General features: G+C 51.7%; 16 protein-coding genes. 8 read left to right on the forward strand and 8 right to left on the reverse strand.

Going from position 1 to position 20,348, the window contains the following annotated elements; translation table 11 throughout:
- The first annotated feature begins 29 nt into the window (after positions 1-29).
- The 8 genes from NAT21_RS06270 to NAT21_RS06305 are packed head-to-tail and all read left to right on the forward strand — an operon-like array spanning position 30 to position 9,978.
- Positions 30-2,222 (forward strand): polysaccharide biosynthesis tyrosine autokinase, encoded by a 2,193-nt coding sequence (locus NAT21_RS06270; protein ID WP_250936499.1) that lies wholly within the window; start codon positions 30-32, stop codon positions 2,220-2,222.
- 53 nt (positions 2,223-2,275) lie between these two features.
- Positions 2,276-3,556 carry an exopolysaccharide biosynthesis polyprenyl glycosylphosphotransferase gene (locus tag NAT21_RS06275; RefSeq protein WP_250936500.1) on the forward strand — a complete coding sequence of 427 codons (1,281 nt, stop codon included), beginning with the start codon at positions 2,276-2,278 and terminating at the stop codon, positions 3,554-3,556.
- Positions 3,557-3,572: 16 nt separating this feature from the next.
- Positions 3,573-4,787 (forward strand): glycosyltransferase, encoded by a 1,215-nt coding sequence (locus tag NAT21_RS06280; RefSeq protein ID WP_250936501.1) that lies wholly within the window; start codon positions 3,573-3,575, stop codon positions 4,785-4,787.
- Positions 4,784-6,094 carry an oligosaccharide flippase family protein gene (locus NAT21_RS06285; protein ID WP_250936502.1) on the forward strand — a complete coding sequence of 437 codons (1,311 nt, stop codon included), beginning with the start codon at positions 4,784-4,786 and terminating at the stop codon, positions 6,092-6,094. The genes NAT21_RS06280 and NAT21_RS06285 overlap by 4 nt, the downstream gene beginning before the upstream one ends.
- Position 6,095: 1 nt before the next feature.
- Entirely contained in the window at positions 6,096-6,971 is an 876-nt protein-coding gene (locus tag NAT21_RS06290; RefSeq protein WP_250936503.1) for a glycosyltransferase family 2 protein, read from the forward strand.
- 8 nt (positions 6,972-6,979) lie between these two features.
- A complete protein-coding gene (locus NAT21_RS06295; protein WP_250936504.1) occupies positions 6,980-8,026 on the forward strand; it encodes an EpsG family protein in 1,047 nt (348 codons plus the stop codon).
- Position 8,027: 1 nt separating this feature from the next.
- Positions 8,028-9,155 carry a glycosyltransferase family 4 protein gene (locus NAT21_RS06300; RefSeq protein ID WP_250936505.1) on the forward strand — a complete coding sequence of 376 codons (1,128 nt, stop codon included), beginning with the start codon at positions 8,028-8,030 and terminating at the stop codon, positions 9,153-9,155.
- 4 nt (positions 9,156-9,159) lie between these two features.
- Positions 9,160-9,978 carry a glycosyltransferase gene (locus NAT21_RS06305; protein WP_250936506.1) on the forward strand — a complete coding sequence of 273 codons (819 nt, stop codon included), beginning with the start codon at positions 9,160-9,162 and terminating at the stop codon, positions 9,976-9,978.
- Here the strand turns inward: NAT21_RS06305 and NAT21_RS06310 are convergent.
- From NAT21_RS06310 to cobJ, 8 genes are all read right to left on the reverse strand, one after another.
- The gene (locus NAT21_RS06310) at positions 9,948-11,465 is read right to left on the reverse strand and encodes a cobyric acid synthase (RefSeq protein ID WP_250936507.1); all 1,518 of its coding nucleotides are present in this window, start codon (positions 11,463-11,465) and stop codon (positions 9,948-9,950) included. The two genes, NAT21_RS06305 and NAT21_RS06310, sit on opposite strands and share 31 nt — an antisense overlap.
- On the reverse strand, positions 11,462-15,259 hold the full coding sequence (gene cobN, locus NAT21_RS06315; RefSeq protein WP_250936508.1) for a cobaltochelatase subunit CobN: 3,798 nt from the start codon (positions 15,257-15,259) through the stop codon (positions 11,462-11,464). The genes NAT21_RS06310 and cobN overlap by 4 nt, the downstream gene beginning before the upstream one ends.
- 103 nt (positions 15,260-15,362) lie before the next feature.
- Complete coding sequence (gene fliT / locus NAT21_RS06320) at positions 15,363-15,686, reverse strand: flagellar protein FliT (protein WP_250936509.1); 324 nt, start codon at positions 15,684-15,686, stop codon at positions 15,363-15,365.
- Positions 15,683-16,090, reverse strand: a complete 408-nt coding sequence (gene fliS, locus NAT21_RS06325) for a flagellar export chaperone FliS (RefSeq protein WP_250936510.1) — start codon at positions 16,088-16,090, stop codon at positions 15,683-15,685. The genes fliT and fliS overlap by 4 nt, the downstream gene beginning before the upstream one ends.
- Positions 16,091-16,104: 14 nt before the next feature.
- Positions 16,105-17,523 carry a flagellar filament capping protein FliD gene (fliD, locus tag NAT21_RS06330; RefSeq protein WP_250936511.1) on the reverse strand — a complete coding sequence of 473 codons (1,419 nt, stop codon included), beginning with the start codon at positions 17,521-17,523 and terminating at the stop codon, positions 16,105-16,107.
- A 157-nt stretch (positions 17,524-17,680) separates the two neighbouring features.
- A complete protein-coding gene (gene cobW / locus NAT21_RS06335) occupies positions 17,681-18,754 on the reverse strand; it encodes a cobalamin biosynthesis protein CobW (RefSeq protein ID WP_250936512.1) in 1,074 nt (357 codons plus the stop codon).
- Between the two features lie 18 nt (positions 18,755-18,772).
- Entirely contained in the window at positions 18,773-19,558 is a 786-nt protein-coding gene (gene cobM / locus NAT21_RS06340) for a precorrin-4 C(11)-methyltransferase (RefSeq protein WP_250936513.1), read from the reverse strand.
- Positions 19,555-20,346 (reverse strand): precorrin-3B C(17)-methyltransferase, encoded by a 792-nt coding sequence (gene cobJ, locus NAT21_RS06345; protein WP_250936514.1) that lies wholly within the window; start codon positions 20,344-20,346, stop codon positions 19,555-19,557. The genes cobM and cobJ overlap by 4 nt, the downstream gene beginning before the upstream one ends.
- Positions 20,347-20,348: the final 2 nt, after the last annotated feature.

A 20,348-nucleotide genomic window follows, 5' to 3' on the forward strand; every position in this document is an offset into this window, starting at 1 on the left:
CTTTTTTTAATTTTCCCAGGTGTGCATAAATGGCTTCATACGAAAAAAGCGAGAACGCCGCGGGCGGTGAAGATCTGGATATCGGCCGGATATTAGGCCTTTTATTCGATCGGAAATGGCTGATTGTTGCGGTTACTTTGCTCTTTGCAGTAATCGGTATTGTATATGCGTTTGTTTCGACTCCCATTTATCAGGCTAACTCGCTGATAGAAATCGAGTCTCGTCCCAATGCCAGCAATGCTGCTGGTGACATGGGAAATATCTTTGGTAACACTGGCCCTAAATCAGTGGCAGAGATGCAAATCCTTCAGTCGCGGAAGGTACTTGGTACTGCTGCGGATCGCGTTAATCTGCAAACGGTTGTTCGTCCGAAGAAAATGCCGCTCATCGGTGAGTTGCTTATCCGCAAGGGTGTCAAGCGCCCCGGATTTGCTGATGGCTGGTCATATGTGTTCGGTGGTGAGGGCATCAACGTAACTCGACTGGTGCTTCCCTCTCGTTTGGTAGGTCGTCCACTTACCTTGCGTGTAACAGGAAAGACAAAGTACGAGCTGTTGTCGAACGGGCAGCGTGTACTGAGTGGTGAGGTCGGTAAGCTTGCACAGTCGTCTGATGGCACGGTTGAGTTGCGAGTGATGAATATCGATGCTCCGGCCGGTGCTGAATTCATAATGTACAAGCGTTCTGAATTGTCTGCGGTTGGAAGCCTTAAAAGCAGATTTAGTGTAGAGGAAACCGGTCGCTCCGGAACAGGTATTCTGCAGCTGACGCTTCTGGGACCGGATCCGGCCCTGACGGAAGCCAGTCTTCAGGCGATCAATGAAGTTTACCTCGAGCAGAATATCAACCGTCAGTCTGCAGAAGCGCAAAACAGTATCGACTTTCTTAAAAAGCAGATACCGGAAGTGCGTGCAAACCTGGCTGATGCAGAAAACAAGCTGAACGATTATCGTGTCCGTCAGGATTCCGTTGATCTTACTCAGGAAACTCAGTCGACCTTGAATCAGCTGGTTAACGTTGAATCACAGCTTAATCAGCTCAAGTTCGATGAGGCAGATCTATCACAGCGTTTCACCAAGAATCATCCGTCCTATCAGTCACTGCTCGAGAAGAAGAAGCAGCTTGAAAATGAAAAGGCGAATCTGCAGAAACGCATTGGTAACCTGCCTGAAACACAGCAGGAAATTCTGCGCCTTCAACGTAATGTATCAGTGACGCAGGATATTTATGTTCAGCTGCTTAACAAGTTGCAGGAACTCAATATCGCCAAGGCCGGCGCTGTAGGTAGTGTGCGTGTGATTGACGATGCGGTTGTAAGGCCCGGTCCGGTAGCTCCGCGCTCAACCCTTATTGTCTTTATCTTTACCGTACTGGGCTTTGTGCTGAGTGTGCTGTACGTATTCATCAAGTCCGCCCTCAGCAAGGGGATCGAAGATCCAGATGATATTGAAAAGGCTGGTCTGCCGGTTTATGCCACTATTCCTCTGGCAGAAAAACAGCAGCAACTGACCAAAAAGGTCAAGAAGTCCAAGGTGTCCAAGGGAATCACGGTCGATACTGGTCTGCTCGCATTCCACGATTCCACGGACATGTCCATTGAAGCCATTCGCTCTCTGCGCACCAGCTTGCAGTTTGCAATGATGGAAGCACCCAACTCCATTTTGATGATCACTGGTGCAAGCCCTGATATCGGTAAGAGCTTCCTGACCTCGAACCTGGCGGCTGTCTGTGCTCAGGCCGGTCAAAAGGTGTTGCTGGTGGATGCAGATATGCGAAAGGGCCATGTCCATCACGCTTTCCGCACCAAGTCTGAAAACGGCCTGAGTGATGTGCTTAGCGGTGCAGCCATGCCTGCAAGCGTTATCAAGGAAACATCACATGAAAATCTTCACTTTGTTTCCAAGGGTAAAACGCCGCCTAATCCGTCAGAGCTTCTGGCCAATGAACGATTTGCTGAGTTTTCAGCCTGGGCAAACAAGAACTATGATCTCGTGATCATTGATACTCCGCCGGTTCTGGCTGTCACTGATGCAGCTGTCATTGGCAAGCACTCAGGTACCACCATGATGGTTGTCAAGTATGAGGGCAACTCTCTCAAGGAAGTGAATACCTCTCGTCGTCGCCTTGAGCAGAATGGCATCGATGTGAAAGGGTGCATTTTCAACGCTGTTGAAAAGAATATGCGCAATCAGTACAGCTATTATAATTACTCTTATAAGTAAGCATCAGGGCCGGCTCATTGGGCCGGCCTTTTTAAATTGTAAAGGGATATGACATGCAATCGTTCAAGGACAACCCTGGCAGGAATCGGCGCCACTCCCTCTGGTACGAAAGAATTTTATTCAGCCGCAGCGTGAATCTTCTTCTTGGCGTCGTGTTATGCGTCATTCTGCCGTTCTGGTTTTTCAGGGATTCATTTGCCACTAGTCCGCAATCTGCTACGTTCATAACGTTGTTTTTGTGTGCTGCTGCATTATTGGCCACTGTAAGTGTTGTTCGACAAATAGCTTCATATCCCGGTGCGCGCTCGTACTTTTATATTCTCCCCGTGGCTCTGGTGTCATTTGGTTTGGCGTATCTGGTTGCTTATGTCGTCAATCTGCCAGTGCTGGAGTCTGTTGTTATCGTTTCTCTGGTCTGCTCGATCATCTACTGCTTCGCGGGTAGTTATGTTGGAATAAAATATCAGTCCAGAAAGCTGGCTGTTGTTCCCTTTGGACGCATTAGTGAGTTTTGTGTCAGTAGTGATATTGACTGGCGCTTCCTTGAAACTCCTGATCTGCATTCCATGCGAGTGGATGGGGTCGTGGCGGATCTCCGTGCTGAAATCCCGGACGAGTGGCAAAAATTTCTGGCTGAATGCGCCATACACAGAATTCCCGTGTACAACGCCCGCCAGATCCATGAGTCCGTGACCGGCCGTGTACATCTTGATCATATGTACGAAAACAAATTCGGCAGCCTGCTGCCGCGCGAAGATTACGAGTTGCTTAAACGTGTCTTTGACGTTATTGCCGTGCTGCTGGTGTTACCTGCCGTAATCCCGGTCATGCTGGTTACTGCGTGGCTTATTCGTCGCGATGATCCGGGCCCTGTCTTTTTCAACCAGATCCGTATGGGGTTCAAATGTAAACCCTTCAAGGTTTATAAGTTTCGCAGTATGTACGTCAATCCAGGTACTACCTTTACTGCTGAAGGTGAAGATCCACGTATTACACGTATCGGCAAGGTTATTCGAAAATACCGTATCGATGAGCTTCCGCAGCTTTTTAACGTATTGCAGGGCAATATGAGCCTGATTGGGCCGAGACCCGAGTCACTCAGCCTGGCGGAATGGTACGAAAAGGATGTTCCTTTCTTTCATTATCGTCACGTAGTGCGCCCCGGCATTTCCGGATGGGCACAGGTTGAGCAGGGGTATGCCGCCGAAGTTGAAGGTATGACCAAGAAACTTGAATACGACTTTTATTACATCAAGCATTTTTCATTCTGGCTGGATATTTTGATTGTTGCGCGCACAATTAAAACCATGTTGACCGGCTTCGGTGCACGATAAAAAATACGGTACTTTGATGAAAATTGCTTTTTTTGTTACTGGCTTTCCCAAGCTTTCAGAAACTTTTATTCTTAACCAGATCGTAGGTTTGCTGGATAAGGGACATGATGTGCGTATCCTTTCCTTTGAAAAGGAGTACGGCATTTCACATGATACGATCGCAGAATACGGTCTGGTTGAAAAAACGACGTATTTACTACCTGAAAGTGAAAGCAGGTATATGAAAGTACTGAAACTGGCTTTTTGGTCACTTTCAGGAATGTTGAAAAAGGGTGTAGCACGCAAGGGCTCCCTTCGGGAAACCGTGAATCATTATGCCGCCCTGGGTAAGCATTCCCGGGTGGGGAATTATGATGTGGTGATAGCTCATTTCGGGCCTGTTGGCGTGCAGGCGTTGAATCTCAGGCTGGATGATTTCTTTACGGGTAAACTGGCTACCGTCTTTCATGGCTATGATATTTCACGATATCAGGTACTTGAAACGTACACGGAGCGGTACAGGAAATTATTCAGAGAAGGTGAGTTGTTTTTACCTATCAGCCAGCTTTGGTCTGACAGGTTGCAGTCACTGGGCTGCCCGCCTGACAAAATCATGCTTCATCGCATGGGCGTTGATCCCGAAAACTTTGCCTGGATTGATCGTTGCAAGCATGAATCGGGGGAAGCTCTTCGCTTTCTGAGTGTTGCCAGGCTGGCTCCTAAAAAGGGAATTGATGACGCTATCAAAGCTCTTGCCGAGCTAAAGGTGCGTGGGTACACATTTGAATATGAAGTGATTGGTGGTGGCGACCAGCTGGATCGCTACAAGACACTTGCAGCCTCTTTGAATGTGTCTGAAGAAGTATCCTTTCTTGGTGAGCGGACTCAAACGGTTATTCGGGAAAAAATGGCGAAGGCACATTTTTTCCTTTTGCCCAGCAAGGTTGCATTTGATGGTGATATGGAAGGTATTCCTGTGGCCTTGATGGAAGCCATGTGCCTGGGTTTGCCTGTGATCTCTTCTACACATAGCGGTATACCTGAACTGATTGAGCATGGTGTTACCGGGTTCCTTGCCATCGAAAACGATAGTGCTTCTCTAGCCAATGTTGTTCAGGAAGCTGTAGATACACCTCCGGACAGGATTGAAATCATTCGTGATGCAGCGCGGGAGAAAGTCAATAAGGAGTTTAACAAGGTGCATCTTATTGACGAGCTTGAGGAGATCTTGAGCAGGGTGGCTGCATCATGAAAGCAGGCGGGCTGGCAGGAAATGTCTCATGGACTTTTCTTGCTACAATAGTCAATTCCATCGTTCAAATTGTTCAGTTGGGGATTGTCGGGCACTATGTGGCTGTCTCCGACATGGGCCTGCTGTCGGTCGTTGTTGCTATTGTAAATATCGGTATTATTTTCCAGGACGTGGGGTTTTCATCTTTTCTTATTTATAAGCAGGATATAAAAGATCGTCAACGCCATCTCCTTTTTAGCCTGAATATTTTGCTTGGTATATTACTCTTTGGTCTGAGTATTGCTTCTTCCGGATTTATTGAGGATTTGATTAATAAGCCAGGATTTGCAGCACTGTTTTGTGTTGGAGCACTGAATTTTCTGGCATTGGGGTTGGGTAGCCAGGCTCAGGCCTTGATGATAAAGAGCAAGGCCCTTAACACGATGGCCCAGTTTGATATGTCGGCCAAATTTCTGGGACTTGGTGTTACCGTAGCACTGCTATTTGTCGGCTATGGTATCTATTCCCAGCTGCTGGGAATGATTGCTGCAAATCTGTTCATGAGTCTTCTGTGCTTTTTCAAGGTGAACAAAAGTTATCCGATACGGTTTTATTTTGGCCGTGACTGTTTGACGGATCTCAAGGAGCCTCTGGCGTTCGGTAGCTATCATCTTGGCAGTGTGCTTATTGGTGAGTTCCGTAAACAGTTTGATGTGTTTCTGGCGGCTCGCTTCTTGCCTGCTCACACACTCGGGCTTTATACAGTGGGTAAGGAGCTGGCACTGCGTTCCATGATGATTATTCGGCCTGTTATTCAGAAAGTGGTAATGCCTATTTTTGCGGAACAGCAGAGTACCCCTGATAAGCTTAGGAAGTCATATCTCACTACACTCTATGGTATTACGGCAGCATTCGGTATTCCTGCTGCCATAGGGATAATATTTTCAGGTTTCTTCCTGAGTGTTATTTATGGTGATAAGTATATTGAAGCCGATCAGTTCTTTTCAATATTTATTCTTATTGCCTATCTGCGTTGTCTTGGGCTGCCTACTGGCGTACTTGCTCAGGCCATGGGTAAAACAAATATCGAATTTTACTGGAATATTATTTCCACGATCGTTCTTTGTGCAGTGCTGGTGCTAACCGTATTTGTCGGTGTTGGCTATTTCGCCTTTGCCATTCTTGCCGTTCAGGTAGTGCTGACCATAATGCAGCGTCGACTTTTTCTGAATCGACTGATTAATGTGGGTCTATTCCAATATACGATCAGTTGGTTGGCTGGCTTTATTGCTTTGTCGTTGGTTTACTTTTTCTGGGTGGGTTTCTGATATGGACGTCAGTGTTGTTATTCCAACATATAATAGTTCGGAATTTATATACAAAGCGATCGATAGTGTCATCGTTGCGGCTGAAGGGCTTCAGTTTGAGGTCATTCTTGTCGATGATTTTTCCAACGATATCGATAAACTCAAGGAAGTGGTTCAAGGGTATGCCAGCGCTCGATTGATCCTGAAAGAGAGCAAGTCGAATGCTGCTGTATCACGAAATACCGGAATCATGAATGCTACTGGTAAACATATCTTTCTGCTTGACTCGGACGATGCGTTTGCACCGGATCATATTCGGAACCGCATAAGCCTGCACGCCGACACCGGTGCAGATTTTATTTTTGGCGCCTTCACAGAGCGGGGCAGCAGGGATCGTCATTTCATTGACAGGCACAAGGACTGTTCTGCGCGTGATTACCTGTTCGTACATGATGGCGACATAAGGACATCTACCATATCCTTGGCCAGTAATGCCCTATTGATGAATGGTTCTCTTGACAAGCATCAGGACTGGGGCTTTTTTCTGGATGTAGACGATGCCCAGGTCAAATGGGTATATGATGATCGTCCTACGGTCATTCTGTATGTCGACCGAACAACCAATATGAGTAGTTCGGCCAATACGAAAGCCAGCCAGTTTTTCATCGATGCCTATTTGCTTCAGAATGCTCATATTACAGGGTTTTGTAAAAGGCAATTTTTGAGCGCCATTGTCAGCAACGATGAGCAAAGCTACCGTTTCTTTACTCAACGCATGACGTTGTCCTGTCTTTCGACGCAGCTCAAGGCGATCAAGATTTTGGGCGATGCAAGCCTTAAACTTGGCCTTTTTTCGTCGTTTTCAGGCTTGCTGCGCCAACTACGATCCAATCGCTAGGAACTGCTATGACATTTGAACTGGCAGGCTATCTGTTGATCTGTGCTCTGACAATATTTGCAACACTATCAACGCGCAATGTTTTGTCAATTCTGCTTATCTATCTGTCAGTTATTGGTTATATGATAGCTGTACGATTTGCTGGATATGACTATGACATGTACTTGTATGCAAGGATGCTGGATGCAGGCCTTGATTTCAGTGCTGACAATGTATATTACGTCCGGGAATTTGTTTTCTGGTTTGGGCTTCCGAAGATTTTTGATCTGGTTCAGGATCAGAAGTGGACATTTATTGTTGTAGACATTATTTGGGTGTCATTGCTGTTTTATGCGTTGCTGAACAAGAAGAACAGCTCAAGAATCCCATTGTTTTGTGCTCCTTTCATGATAGTGTTTTTTCCTCTATTGATGGGGTATCAAAATATTTATCGGCAGTTCCTGGCCTCTATCTTCGTTCTTTTTGCCTTTTATGGCTTCAGAAACAAATATGTTGTTTACCTGCTGAGCATGGTTGCTTTCTTTATCCATAACTCTGCCATAATTTACCTGCCACTTTTGTACTTGTATGCAGCTAGAAAGGCATCGCCGACAGGCAAGCTCAATATCCTGCAGAAGGGGATGTTTGCCCTTTCATATGTGGTCATGGTGGGCGGTATATACTATTCCTCTCTTAGTGATACAGATCTGTCGAAGTCTTCCGACAGTACCGGCATTTCTCTGGGGCCGGCTTATGCAGCCCTCTTTGCAGCATTTTTTATAGCATCCATCTTCATGGCTCGCTTCAAGGTCAAGGAGCTGTTCTCTCAGTATGCGTATATCGTCTACTCATTCTTCTCGTTTTTGTTGATATGGCCAGTCCTGGGTGGTGCTCAAGGGGAGCGCGTTGGCATGATGCTTTTGATCATTATAGTGCCTATGTTTGTTACCCAGCTTGATGGTATTTTCAGGCAACCAACATTACGTATAACCGTTCGACTTTTATTTGTCTTGTTGGGTATTGCACCATCATTCTTATTTTCATCGGCGTTTAACTTCCTTTTGACTGGTAGCTGAAATGAAAACCCGTATTCTATACATCGTTACTACGATGAAACGCTCTGGGCCTATAAATCAGCTTTTTCAGCTGATTTCAAATCTTGATCCGGAGCGTTATGAATTACATATGATCTCTCTTTCAGAGGAGGGTGATAATTCCATAAAGGATAAATTTGAACCTTTCATGTTGACAATGTCCTGCCTGGGCTTGTCCAGATATTCATCCTTTTTCGTGTCAAGAAATTCCCTCAGGAGTGCGGTAGAAAGAGTTGAGCCTGATCTTGTTCATACTCAGGATCTGAGAAGCGATTTTTACTCGCTTTTTTTGAACGGGATTCCTTGTGTCAGTACAGTGCATAATTATCCCTATGGCGATTACCCTTACTCCTTTGGCAAGGTCAAGGGAAGGGGGCTCGCATGGTTACATTTACGTATCTTCAGCAGGAAGCAGCGTTGTATAACTGTTTCAAGAAGTATTCTGAAATTTCTGAACAAGCTTGATGATCCCAGGTTTACATTTATACGTAATGGAGTTGATGACACGTACTTCATGCCTTCCACCCATGATGTTAAAACCCGGTTCAGACGTGACAAGGGGTTACCGGAAGATGCGACAGTTTATATCGTCAGCGCGCATCTAACCGAACTCAAGGATCCTGAAACAGCAGCTCGCGCCATTACTGAATCCAGTGGCAATAATATTTTAGTCTGCCTGGGTGATGGGCCACTCAGAGAGTCATTGGAACAGCGTTATGGTGGTGAAAAGGTAAGGTTTGTTGGTTATCAGTCCAATGTCATTGAATGGCTTCATGCCGCTGATGCCTACCTTTCTGCTTCGTTTACGGAGGGGCTGCCCATGGGAGTTATCGAATCCCTGGCCTGCGGTTTGCCAGCAGTTCTTTCTGATATACCTGCACATCGTGAGCTTCATGAGCTTAATAACGACGCGGTGGCGCTCTTTGAAACCGGCAATGTCGCGTCTCTTGTCCAGACGCTGAACAAGGGCCTGTTTTCTGATGCAGAACAGGTCGATTATCGTTCCCGGTGTGCACTTTCCATTGTTCGGGATCATTTAAGTGCCCGCGTCATGGCCGGTCATTATCAGACGGTCTATGACGAGGCCATCAAGAAGTATGCAGGAGCCTGAAACAATGCCGTTTTCCGTTTTAATGTCCATTTATGTCAAGGAAAAGCCGGATTATCTCCGACTGTGCCTTGAAAGTCTTGATGCTCAAACCCTGAAGGCCGATGAGGTTGTCATTGTTGAAGATGGCCCGATTGGTGACGATCTTCGGCGTATCATTGATGAATATCGTGAACGAATTTCCATCGTCTCCGTGCCACTTCAAACCAATGTGGGTCTTGGCGCTGCCCTGAATGCCGGTCTGGCGCAGTGTCATCATGAACTGGTGGCGCGTATGGATACAGACGATCTGTGTCGGCCCGACAGATTCGAAAAGCAGGTGCGTTATTTTGAGCAGTATCCTGATACAGATGTGCTGGGTGGGGCCATCTCCGAATTCAATGTGACGCCTCAACAGCCTCATGCGATTCGTGAGTTGCCGGTAGGTCGGGACAAGGTACGTGAATTTGCCAAGGCACGTTGCCCGGTCAATCACATGACCGTTATGTTCCGGAAATCGGCCATTGATGCGGCCGGGGGCTACCAGCCGTTTCTGGGGATGGAGGATTATTATCTGTGGGCAAGACTACTGGTCGCAGGTCAGGTCATGGATAACATGGCTGACATCCTGGTTGATGCACGTGTAGGTAATGGAATGCTTACGCGTCGGCGTGGCTGGCACTATTTCAAGCAGGATGTCATCTTGCAGAACAAGTTTCGCAAAATGGGGTTCATCAGTACGGGTGAGTGTGTTCTGAATGCTGCCAAACGGGCGCCTCTTCGTTTGGCACCCGAGTGGTTACTGGCGCTGGTGTATCAGCGGTTCCTGCGTAAAAGCGTGTCCTGAGCAATATTTTCGAATACGTTTATAGCTGAAGGCCATGCCTGTTCCAGGGCATGGCTGATCCTGTCAATCTGAGCTTCGCGCTCCTTTTCATAATCGTATTGTTCTCTCTGCCTTAGACCTGCCCATGCAAGTAATGAATTCAGTGCATCGGGCGTATCAAAAATGCCATGAAGATAAGTGCCGGCAATCTGGTTATCTGCTGATAGCATGCCGTCTTCATGGCCATCGTCGCATTTGATCAATCGTCTGATGGTCTCGGTTGCCCTGCTTTGGCCAACATGAATTTCATACCCTTCACATCGCGTCTGGTCGTGGATGAATGCTCCCTTTACTCGCGCCAGTGCCTTCCTGCTGCTCAGGGTCGTATGCAGGGGAAGCCATCCCAGCCCTGTACTGCTGCCGGCGGTACCTTCAACGCCATCAGGGTCATCAATGGCAAGCCCCAGCATTTGAAACCCACCACAGATTCCAATGACCTTTCCTCTATAGCGTAAATGACGTGCAATGTGTTCTTCCCATCCATGACTTTTGAGCCACGCAAGGTCAGCGCGAGTATTCTTGCTACCGGGTAGAATAATCAGATCCGCTTCTCCGGCCTCATTGGGTGAAGTACAGAAACGTACGGCCACTTCAGGGTGGCGACGAAGCGGGTCAAGGTCAGTATGATTCGATATCCTGGGCACCAGAGGCACCACGACCTGCAGGGCACGTGTACTGTCGCCGGTATTGCCACCCCGGGATAGCCCATCCTCGGCTTCAAGATGAAATTCTTCCAGAAATGGAAGCACGGCCAGTACCGGTTTACCGGTGCGTTCTTCAAGCCATTTAAGGCCTGGTTCAAGCAGGCTGATATCCCCGCGGAAGCGATTGATGATAAAGCCGATAATGCGTTTCTGCTCAGTGGCAGACAGTACGTCAACGGTGCCGGTGAGGTGGGCAAACACCCCACCGCGATCAATATCTGCCATGAGAATTACCGGGCAATCCACGGCTTCGGCAAACCCCATGTTGGCGATGTCATGTTCTCGCAGGTTAACCTCACCGGCACTTCCGGCACCTTCAACAAATACCCGGTCATACTGATGTACCAGACGGTCGTGTGCTTCAACGACCTTCGTAAGCAGTTCGGGTTTAAAGTAGTGATAACGCTTTGCGTTCATATTGCCAACGGCCTGGCCATGCACAATGACCTGAGCACCTGTATCGGAATTGGGCTTGAGCAAGACCGGGTTCATGTCGGTGGTTGGCGCAATGCACGCCGCCATTGCCTGTACTGCCTGGGCCCGCCCGATTTCGCCACCATCAATCGCTACTGCACTGTTAAGCGCCATGTTCTGCGGCTTGAAAGGCGCAATGCGGTAACCCTGACGGGCAAAGAGCCGACACAATGCAGTGACCAGCGCACTTTTACCGGCATCAGAGGTCGTTCCCTGAATCATCAGCGTGGTGGGGGAGCGAAAGCGGGTCTTCGATACATCTGAAGTCATTGAGCCTGTTCCTGGCGTTGATCGAGGGTAAGCAGTAGGTGTTCTAGTTGTTCCTCCCGGATCCCCGGGGTCTGCCAAAGGCCTCGCTGGCAGGCTTCCAGCAGCCGCTCGCCCATTTCCTGAAGGGCCTGTGGGTTATGCGCTTCCAGAAAGTGGCGATTGTCAGTATCAAACAGCAGAGCCTGGGTAACCGCTTCGTACTGATAATCGGCGATCAGCATCGTGGTGGCATCGTAGGCAAACAGGTAGTCAACCGTGGTAGCCATTTCAAAGGCGCCCTTGTAACCGTGTTCACGCATGGCGCTGTGCCATTTTGGATTGAGTGCGCGGCTCCTGAGCACCCGGTCAAGCTCTTCCTTGAGCGTTCGGATCCTGGGATGGGCCGGCTGGCTGTGATCACCATGATAGACAGCCGGGGCATTCCCCTTCAGCGTGGTAACGGCGTTGGTCATACCGCCCTGAAATTGATAGTAATCATCGGAATCAAGCAGATCGTGCTCGCGGTTGTCCTGATTCTGTACGACGGCGTCCAACTGGCTCAGCTGATAGGCCAGTGCCTGACGTGCCGGAGTTCCAAAGGCGTGCTCGCCGTAGGCATAGCCCCCCCAGTTCAGGTATGCCTCGGTCAGGTCGCTGCGATCCGACCAGCAACGTTCGTCGATGAGTCCCTGCAGGCCGGCACCATAGGTTCCGGGTCGTGAACCGAAAACACGATGGCGTGCCGTTTCCCGAGCCTGATCAGCAGGGAGTGTAGCCTTCAATGCCGCTTCTCGAGCCGTGACATGCCGCCGAATCGTATTGAGCTCCGGTGGCTCCTCAAACTCGGCCAGTTGATGTATGGCCGCGTCCATTAAATGCATCAGATTGGGAAAGGCATCCCGAAACAGTCCGGAGACACGAAGGGTAACGTCTACACGGGGCCTTCCCAACAGAAACCCGGGGATGATTTCAAAACCGGTAACGCGCTGAGAGCCTGCGGCCCAGCGGGGCTTGACGCCCAGCAGTGCCAGTGCCTGGGCAATGTCGTCGCCGCCGGTGCGCATGGTCGAGGTGCCCCATACGGAGATACCAATGTGTTCCGGATAGTCACCGTGTTCCTGCAAATGTCGTTCGATCAACAGCTCGGCAGACTGCTGGCCGAGTGTCCATGCCATTTTGCTGGGCACGGCGCGGCTGTCGACCGAAAAGAAATTACGCCCGGTTGGCAGGGTATCCAGCCGTCCGCGCGTCGGGGCTCCACTGGGGCCTGGTGGCACGAATCTTCCACTCAGCGCATGTCTGATGGCGTAAAGCTCGTTTTCTGCACTACGCTCCAGCGCGGGCATCAGCTGTTTTTCCAGCAGGTGGATTACATGGGTCATTGCCGGCCCCTGCAGGGGTGTTTCAACTGATAGCCCGCCAGTGTCAAGCCAGGCCTCGATCGCCTGAATGGCCAGTTGCTCAAGCCGTTCCCGAGTATCGAATTCGGTGCGCCAGGCCGCACCGCTGACGTCACTCAGCCGTTGCGGTCGAGGGCCTGCCCAGGGAGCGGCTGTCGCTGTCAATGGGTCAAAGTCGGGGGGAAGCAGCAGGTCCGAAGCGAGTGCATGCAGGATTCCCTGATCTTCATTGCCATCGCCTCTGGGTAATCTGAGCAGGGCAACCAGTGTCTCGATCAACTTGTCACGCTCCGGCAGAGTGCCGAGACGGTGTAGGCCATGCCGAATCTGCGATTCCTTGATGTCGCACAACCAGGTATCCAGTGCTGCCAGCGTATCGTCTTCTTCAGTGGACGGTGATAACTCTGCCAGTACGTGAGATTCCCTGGCCTTGTCCAGCAGAGCATTTTTCAGGTGTTCAGCTCGGCGGTCGTCCATGCCCAGCGCCTGGTAATATTCATCTGCAAGCTCTTCGAGTTCCGAAAGGGGGCCATAGAGCTCTGCTCTGGCCATGGGAGGCATCAGGTGGTCGATGATAACGGCCTGAGTTCGTCGCTTGGCCTGAGCGCCTTCACCCGGGTCGTTGACGATGAAAGGGTATAGATGGGGCAGGGGAGCGAACGCGGCTTCCGGCCAGCATTCGGATGACAGGGCCGTTCCCTTGCCGGGCAGCCACTCCAGGTTGCCGTGCTTGCCTACATGAACCACGGCGTTTGCCCCCCAGGTCTCCGTCAGCCAGAAATAAAAGGCCAGATAGGCATGGGGGGGCACCAGATCCGGGTCGTGATAATTGGCATCAAGGTCAATATCAAATCCTCTGGCCGGTTGAATGCCGATAAACACATGGCCAAAAAGGCGGCCGGCAATCATCAGGCAGCCGGCACGATATTTAGGGTCCTGTTCCGGTGTGCCCCAGCGCTCGTTCACGGCCTGCTGGAGCGCAGCCGGCAGGCGCTTGAAACGCATGTGATAGGCATCAAGGGTCATGCTTTGAAAGCAGGGGCGCTGGTCGAGTGTATCGAGGTCATTGGTGATGCCCTCGCATAGCCGCTGGATCAGCGCATCCCCGTCATCAGGAAGGTGGCCTGTCCTGTAGCCTGCCTGGGACAGCATTTTCATGATGGCCAGAGTCGATGCCGGCGTATCAAGGCCTACGCCATTGCCGATGCGCCCTTCCCGGGTAGGGTAGTTGGCCATGACAAGCCCGATGCGCTTGTCTTCATTGGGAAGTGTGGATAATGCAGCCCATCGGGCGGCCAGAGTCAGTACGTGACGGGCGCGATCGGGCTGAAGGCGAAAGCGAATGACCGGGCTTTGTGTCCGTGTGCTATAACGTTCAACGTGCTTGAAGGCCATGGCACGACTGATGATCCGGCCATCCATTTCCGGCAGGGCGACCTGCATTGCCAGATCCCGATTGCGTAACCCGCGGGTCTGACTTTGCCAGTCTTCCTTGGTGGTACTGGCAAGAATCGCCTGGATAACAGGAATATCGGCCTTGAAGACGCGCTGGTCCTCTCGAGGCAGCGAAGACATGGCAGCATTACCGTGCTGGGCGAGGGAAAATCCGGTGGTATTGATAATAACCTGCACGTTGGCGCGCTCGGCAAGATCGGTAATCAGTGCCATGCAGTCATCGCGCTTGAGCGAGGTAACTGCCACCGGCAAGATAGTCAGCAACTGTTGCCGAGCTTCCTCGAGTAGTGCATCGAACAGCCCGGTGTCCAGAGCCTGCAGATGGCTTCGATAAAAAATCAGTAATGCTGTTGCCTGATTCTTCTCCCGGTGCTGCTGCCATTCACTGAAGGTGGCTCCCATGGCGTGATCGGGATGATAAATCAGTGCCGGGGGCAAGGCACGAGGCGGTGGCGGTAGTGGCAGGCTGTTATCCTGGCAATGACAAAGATACCCGATGGCCTGATTCAGGTTCCAGGCACCCCCTTCCCGAAAGTACCGCCATAAGGTGTGCGCCATTTCCATGGGTACCGATCCATCGGCCCAGAGCTCGGGATCATCCTGGTCATCACCGGGTACGAGTATCAGCTGGCGTTCCGGTTGAGCACGCTGCCATGACTGGAGCTGCTCCAGACCGTACGGCCAGTAGTTTTTGCCGCCCAGCAGGGAAACGACCACGATCCGTGCCTGAGTCAGCACATTATCAGCATAAAGATCGAATGAGGCCGGTTTGGAGAGGTTAAGCCAGTTGGCCAGCCGAATGCTCGGCAAGGGGCGATCATATTGATCAATGCAGTCGGCCAGGCCGGCAAGAAGGCTGTCGGCCGCGGCCAGAATGATGATTTCGGCGCTTTCCTGAGCCAGATCGATAATGCCGTCGTCGTCGCCAAAACCGCCGGGTTGGGCAGCAAAAAGATGCATGGGAAGTAGTGCTCTCAGCGTCGCGGGGGAAGGCCACCAAAACGTTGAGCATACCATACCGAAACGGCCCCTCGGAGGGGGCCGTCAATGCGATATCTGGTAATTATATGCTTTGTGACAGGTACGCCTTCTGCGCCTTGCCCTGCTGCTGCTGTCGTGTGGACTCTCTGGTCAGATGGTCCTTGCTCTGATTCAGAAGCACTGCGATCTGCTCGTTTTTGGCGATCAGAAACGCCAGAACACGTGCCTTGTCCGGAAATTCAGCATCTGTACCGGCCGCCTCGTCGGCAGCTTTTACTGCCTGGATGGCGTCATCATGCTGTGTTCGAAGGGCCGCCAGTCGCTCCATATCTTCATTATCAGCAGCATCCAGCACACTGTTGGTAATCCTGACCAGCGCCTGGTAGCTTTTTTCCACGTCGTTCATGAGTACACCGCGCCATCGACGGTCTGGCCTATTTCCTTCCAGGCGCCACTGATATCGCTCAACAGGGCGCTGACCCTGCGGATTGCGTCAGCATCATTACGAACATTGGCTTTTGTAAGCTCTCGGGACATGTAATCGTAAAGGCTGTCGAGCTGCTCCGCCAATGGGCCACCCTGTTCCTTGTCGAGGCTGGCGCGCAATCCTTCTTCGATAATGCGAATGGCCTTGGACAGTGATGTTCCCTTGAGCGCGATATCCTTGTTGTCGATGGCCCAGGTGGCTTTCATCAATGCCGCCTGGGCGCCATCAAACAGCATGACAATCAGTTGATGTGGCGTAGCGCTCATGACACCGGTTTCAAGGCCGATATCGGCGTATGCACTGGCTCGAGTACGTGCAAGCATGTTGCAACTCTCCCTTAATTTTGAGGCGTATTCAGTGCTGAAAGCTGCTGACTTAGATAGCTACTAGTGGAGTTGATATTCGACAGGAGCAAATCCAGGTCATTGAACTGCTTCCTGTAACGATCCACGGTAGAGTCAATGCTTTTCTGAATGGTTTCCTTGCGGTCCTTCAACGACTCCAGTCGGCTATCAATACTGCCTGTGACCGTATCAAGTACCCCTCCTTCATCCAGCATGCTACCCAGTGTAGTGCTCAATACTGACGTTACTCCGGATTCTCCATCTGCTCCGATCATCAGGGTAGAAAGGCTGGAGACATCCGTCATGGCCTTGTCAAAACGAGTATCGTCGATTTCCAGCTTGCCGTCCTTGTTCAGGGATATACCGGCCTGTGTGAGATAGTTGAGGCTATCGCCACTGACACTGGTATTGAAGGCACCCCGAATCTGGTTCTGGATGGAGCGAACCGTGGATTCCCCCAAAAGTGAGCCGTTACTGCTTTTGCTTTCGGCATCATAGGAGGTCTGAATATCGATCAGGTCCTGCATGGAGTTATAGCTGCTGACCAGCGTCTCGAACGCTTCACGTATCGTGCCATCATCCTGAGCCACCACCATGTTTTCAGCTGTGTCATTGACCGAATTCAACGTAAGTGTCACACCCTGAATGGCTTCTTCAACGGTATTGGTATCGCTGGTAATCGCCAGGCCGTTGATCTCAAGATTGGCGTTTTTGGCCTCACTGGTTTCCGTCAGATTACCGCTATTATCGGCACTGTTGTAATTGAGCAGATCCTGAAGTGATGTGTCTGTATTCAGGATATCGTCATTGGTGACCGACATGTTGATCTGAGAGGATTCACCTGTCTTGTCAGACGTCATGACCAACCGATAGGGCGTGCCGCTGCCATCATTGATAATCGAGGCCGTCACGCCTGCATCAGCAGTATTGATGGCATCCCGGATACCTTCGAGGGAACTGTTGGTGCTGTCCAGCGCAATATCTGTCGTACTGGAAACATTGCCAGCGCCATCAGTGATCGACAGCGTCAGTGTGCTGTTGCCGCCAGTACCAATGGTGTCCGTGCGGCTGGCCTGACCTGTAGTGGCCAGCGACTGCGCAGACGCCAGGTTCTGAACCTTGATGCTGTAATTGCCTTCCTGGGCATCTGTGCCGCTGGTAGCGGAAAAGGCGGTGCTGGTGGTGGTAATACTCTTGCTTTCATAAAGCGCCGGGTCTGCCAGCGCATCGACAGCTCCCTGAAAACCTTCCAGGGCACTGGAGAGGCGGTTGTAGCCGTCCAGCTTGTTGGTATAGCTTTTTTCCTGAATCTTGATGGGCTCCAGACGAGAACTCTCTGACCTTTCAAGTCCCTTGAGAAGGGTGGTCAGGTCCAGCCCTGAGCCAACGCCGAGCGATGTAATTGAAGGCATGATGTCCCCTGCAGCACATGAAGAACTGATTGGCTGTATTATCTTCGCGCGACATGAGCGAAGTTCCATGGTGCAGTTAACGGCATAACGTGTAGCGGCTTTAGACTTTCATTCGGAAAATTCACTGCCTGTTTTCACAGGCAGTGAGCCGGGTGGTTCAGCACTCGGCCTGTCTTAGTGCATCCTCGAGGATCGAGGCATCAAGTCCCTTGCCAATCAGTACCAGGCGGGTCTCTCGAGGTTCGTCACTGTGCCAGCGACGATCAAAGTGTTGCGTCAGGCGCTGGCCCACGGCGTGGACTACCTGACGCATCGGCTTGCCGACATCGGCAAAGCCCTTGGCCCGAAAGATGCGATGCGTTGCAACCAGCTTCGCAAGGGCAGACTCCAGTGCCACCGGATCGACCTGGCCGAGCCGAACAACAACATGGTCAAAGTCATCGTGGGCATGGTGATGCTCGTGGCCATGATCATGGTGATGGTCGTGATGGGTGGATAGATCCTCGATTCGGGTTTCGCTGGCGAGCCCCAGCCCCATGAGAACCTCGGCATCTACCTGGCCATCACGGATGCGCAGGGTCTTGACGTGATCAGCCAGCTTTGATGACAGCATCTGTTCCACGCGGTCGATATCTTCCTCTGACATCTGATCGGTCTTGCTGATGGCGACCAGGTCAGCGGAGGCGAGCTGGTCGTCCAGTAATTCCTGCAGGGAAGGGTCATGATCCAGGTTTTCATCCGCCAGACGCTGGGAGGCCACTCGTGCTTCATCATGGGCTACCTGCCCATCGGCCAGCGCCGGGCCATCAACGACCGTAATGACCGCATCGACCGTGCAGAACTGCCTGACTTCCGGCCAGTTGAAGGCTTGTACCAGCGGCTTGGGTAGTGCCAGCCCTGACGTTTCGATCACGATGTGGTCAATTCGATCACGCCGAGCGACCAGCTTCTTCATGACAGGCAGAAATTCCTCTTCTACCGTGCAGCAGATGCAGCCGTTGGCCAATTCATAAATGCCATCATCATCGTCGACTGCCGCACAGGCAGCGTCACCATGATCGAGCTGGCAGTTCTTCAGCAAATCAGCATCGACATCCATCTCGCCGAATTCATTGACGATCACGGCGATTCGCTTGCCACTGGCTTGCCGCAGGACATTGCTCAGCAGGGTAGTCTTGCCGCTGCCGAGAAAACCGGTTACCACGGTGGCGGGAATCTTGTTGAGATGCATGGGGGAATCCTTGGAGTATCAACGCTTGACCCGGCGAGGGGTCTGCGTACTGAATTTAGGGCGATAAATGTGGGCCTGGTCGGCGTCGTACAAATAGGAGTCGCGGAAGTCCTGCGGGTCGAGCACTTCACCGACCAGAATCAGGGCCGTACGCGTAATCTTCGCCGCACGCACCTGCTCAACAATGTTCGACAGGGTGCCGACAAGGTGTTGTTCATCAGGCCAGCCCACGCGGTAACAGACCGCAACCGGCGCTTCGGCACCATAGTGGGGAATCAGGGTCTCGACGATGCGATGAATGCGGGTAATGCCCAGATGAATCGCCAGTGTGGCGCCATGGCGTGCGAGTGCATCCAGATTTTCCCTTTCGGGCATCGGCGTCTTGCCGGCAAAACGGGTCATGATCACCGTCTGGGTCACACCGGATAGCGTCAGTTCACGCTTCAATGCAGCACTTGAGGCACTGGTGGAGGTGACGCCCGGGACGACCTCGCACGCAATTCCCAATGCATCCAGTCGACGCATTTGTTCACCTACAGCGCCATAAATGGATGGATCGCCTGAATGCACACGGGCCACGTCCTGACCATCGGCATGCGCCTGCTTCATTCGGGCAATAATGGCGTCCAGTGACATGGAGGCCGTATCAATGACATCTGCCCCCTCTGCGGCTTCACCCAGAATTTCCACCGGCACCAGCGAGCCGGCGTAAAGAATGACCGGACAGCGCTTGATCAGGCGTAACCCCTTGACGGTCATCAGCTCCGGGTCGCCGGGGCCGGCACCGATAAAGAACACGGTCATGAAGAGGCTCCAGCGCGTTTCTGTTCGTAGCCGCGTGGGGTATAGACCCACTCGTTGCGGCCAAAGCGGATGTGCCGGGTCGTAGTGCTGCCGACCATTACCAGCGTCAACATGTCAATATAAGCTGCATCCAGATCTGCCAGCCGTACTACGGTAACAGCCTCATCGGTTCGGCCAAGGTCGCGGGCAATGATGACCGGCGTATCCGCCGAGCGCTGTGTGAGCAGCACGTCACGGGCATGATTGAGCTGCCAGTCCCTGCGTTTTGACACCGGATTGTAAAAGGCAATGACGAAATCGCCCATGGCAGCAGCCTCGATGCGTCGCTCGATGGTTGGCCAGGGCGTCAGCAGGTCCGAGAGTGAAATGGCACAGAAATCGTGTCCCATGGCGGCGCCCAGTCGGGCAGAAGCCATCTGCATGGCACTGATGCCGGGGATGACCCGGATATCAATCCTTTCCCATCCCCGGCCGTTTTCCTCGCCCTGGTTGGCCTTGTCGAGCAGCTCGAACACCAGCGTTGCCATGGCGAAGATGCCGATATCACCACTGGATACCAGTGCGGTGACGTGACCGGCGCTGGCAAGGTCGAGCGCCAGACGGGCACGCTCGGTTTCCTCGCCCAGATCGCGCTTGTGATGGCGCTTGCCGTTCATGCGCTCACCAAGCAGATCCATGTAAAGGCCATAGCCGACGATATCGCTGGCGTGCTCGATGGCATCCAGGGCTTCGGGAGTGATGTGGGCCGCGTCGCCGGGGCCGATACCTACAAGATACAGGGGAGTCATGG

Origin of the sequence: Larsenimonas rhizosphaerae (assembly GCF_023700005.1) — a bacterium.
Classification (GTDB): domain Bacteria; phylum Pseudomonadota; class Gammaproteobacteria; order Pseudomonadales; family Halomonadaceae; genus Larsenimonas; species Larsenimonas rhizosphaerae.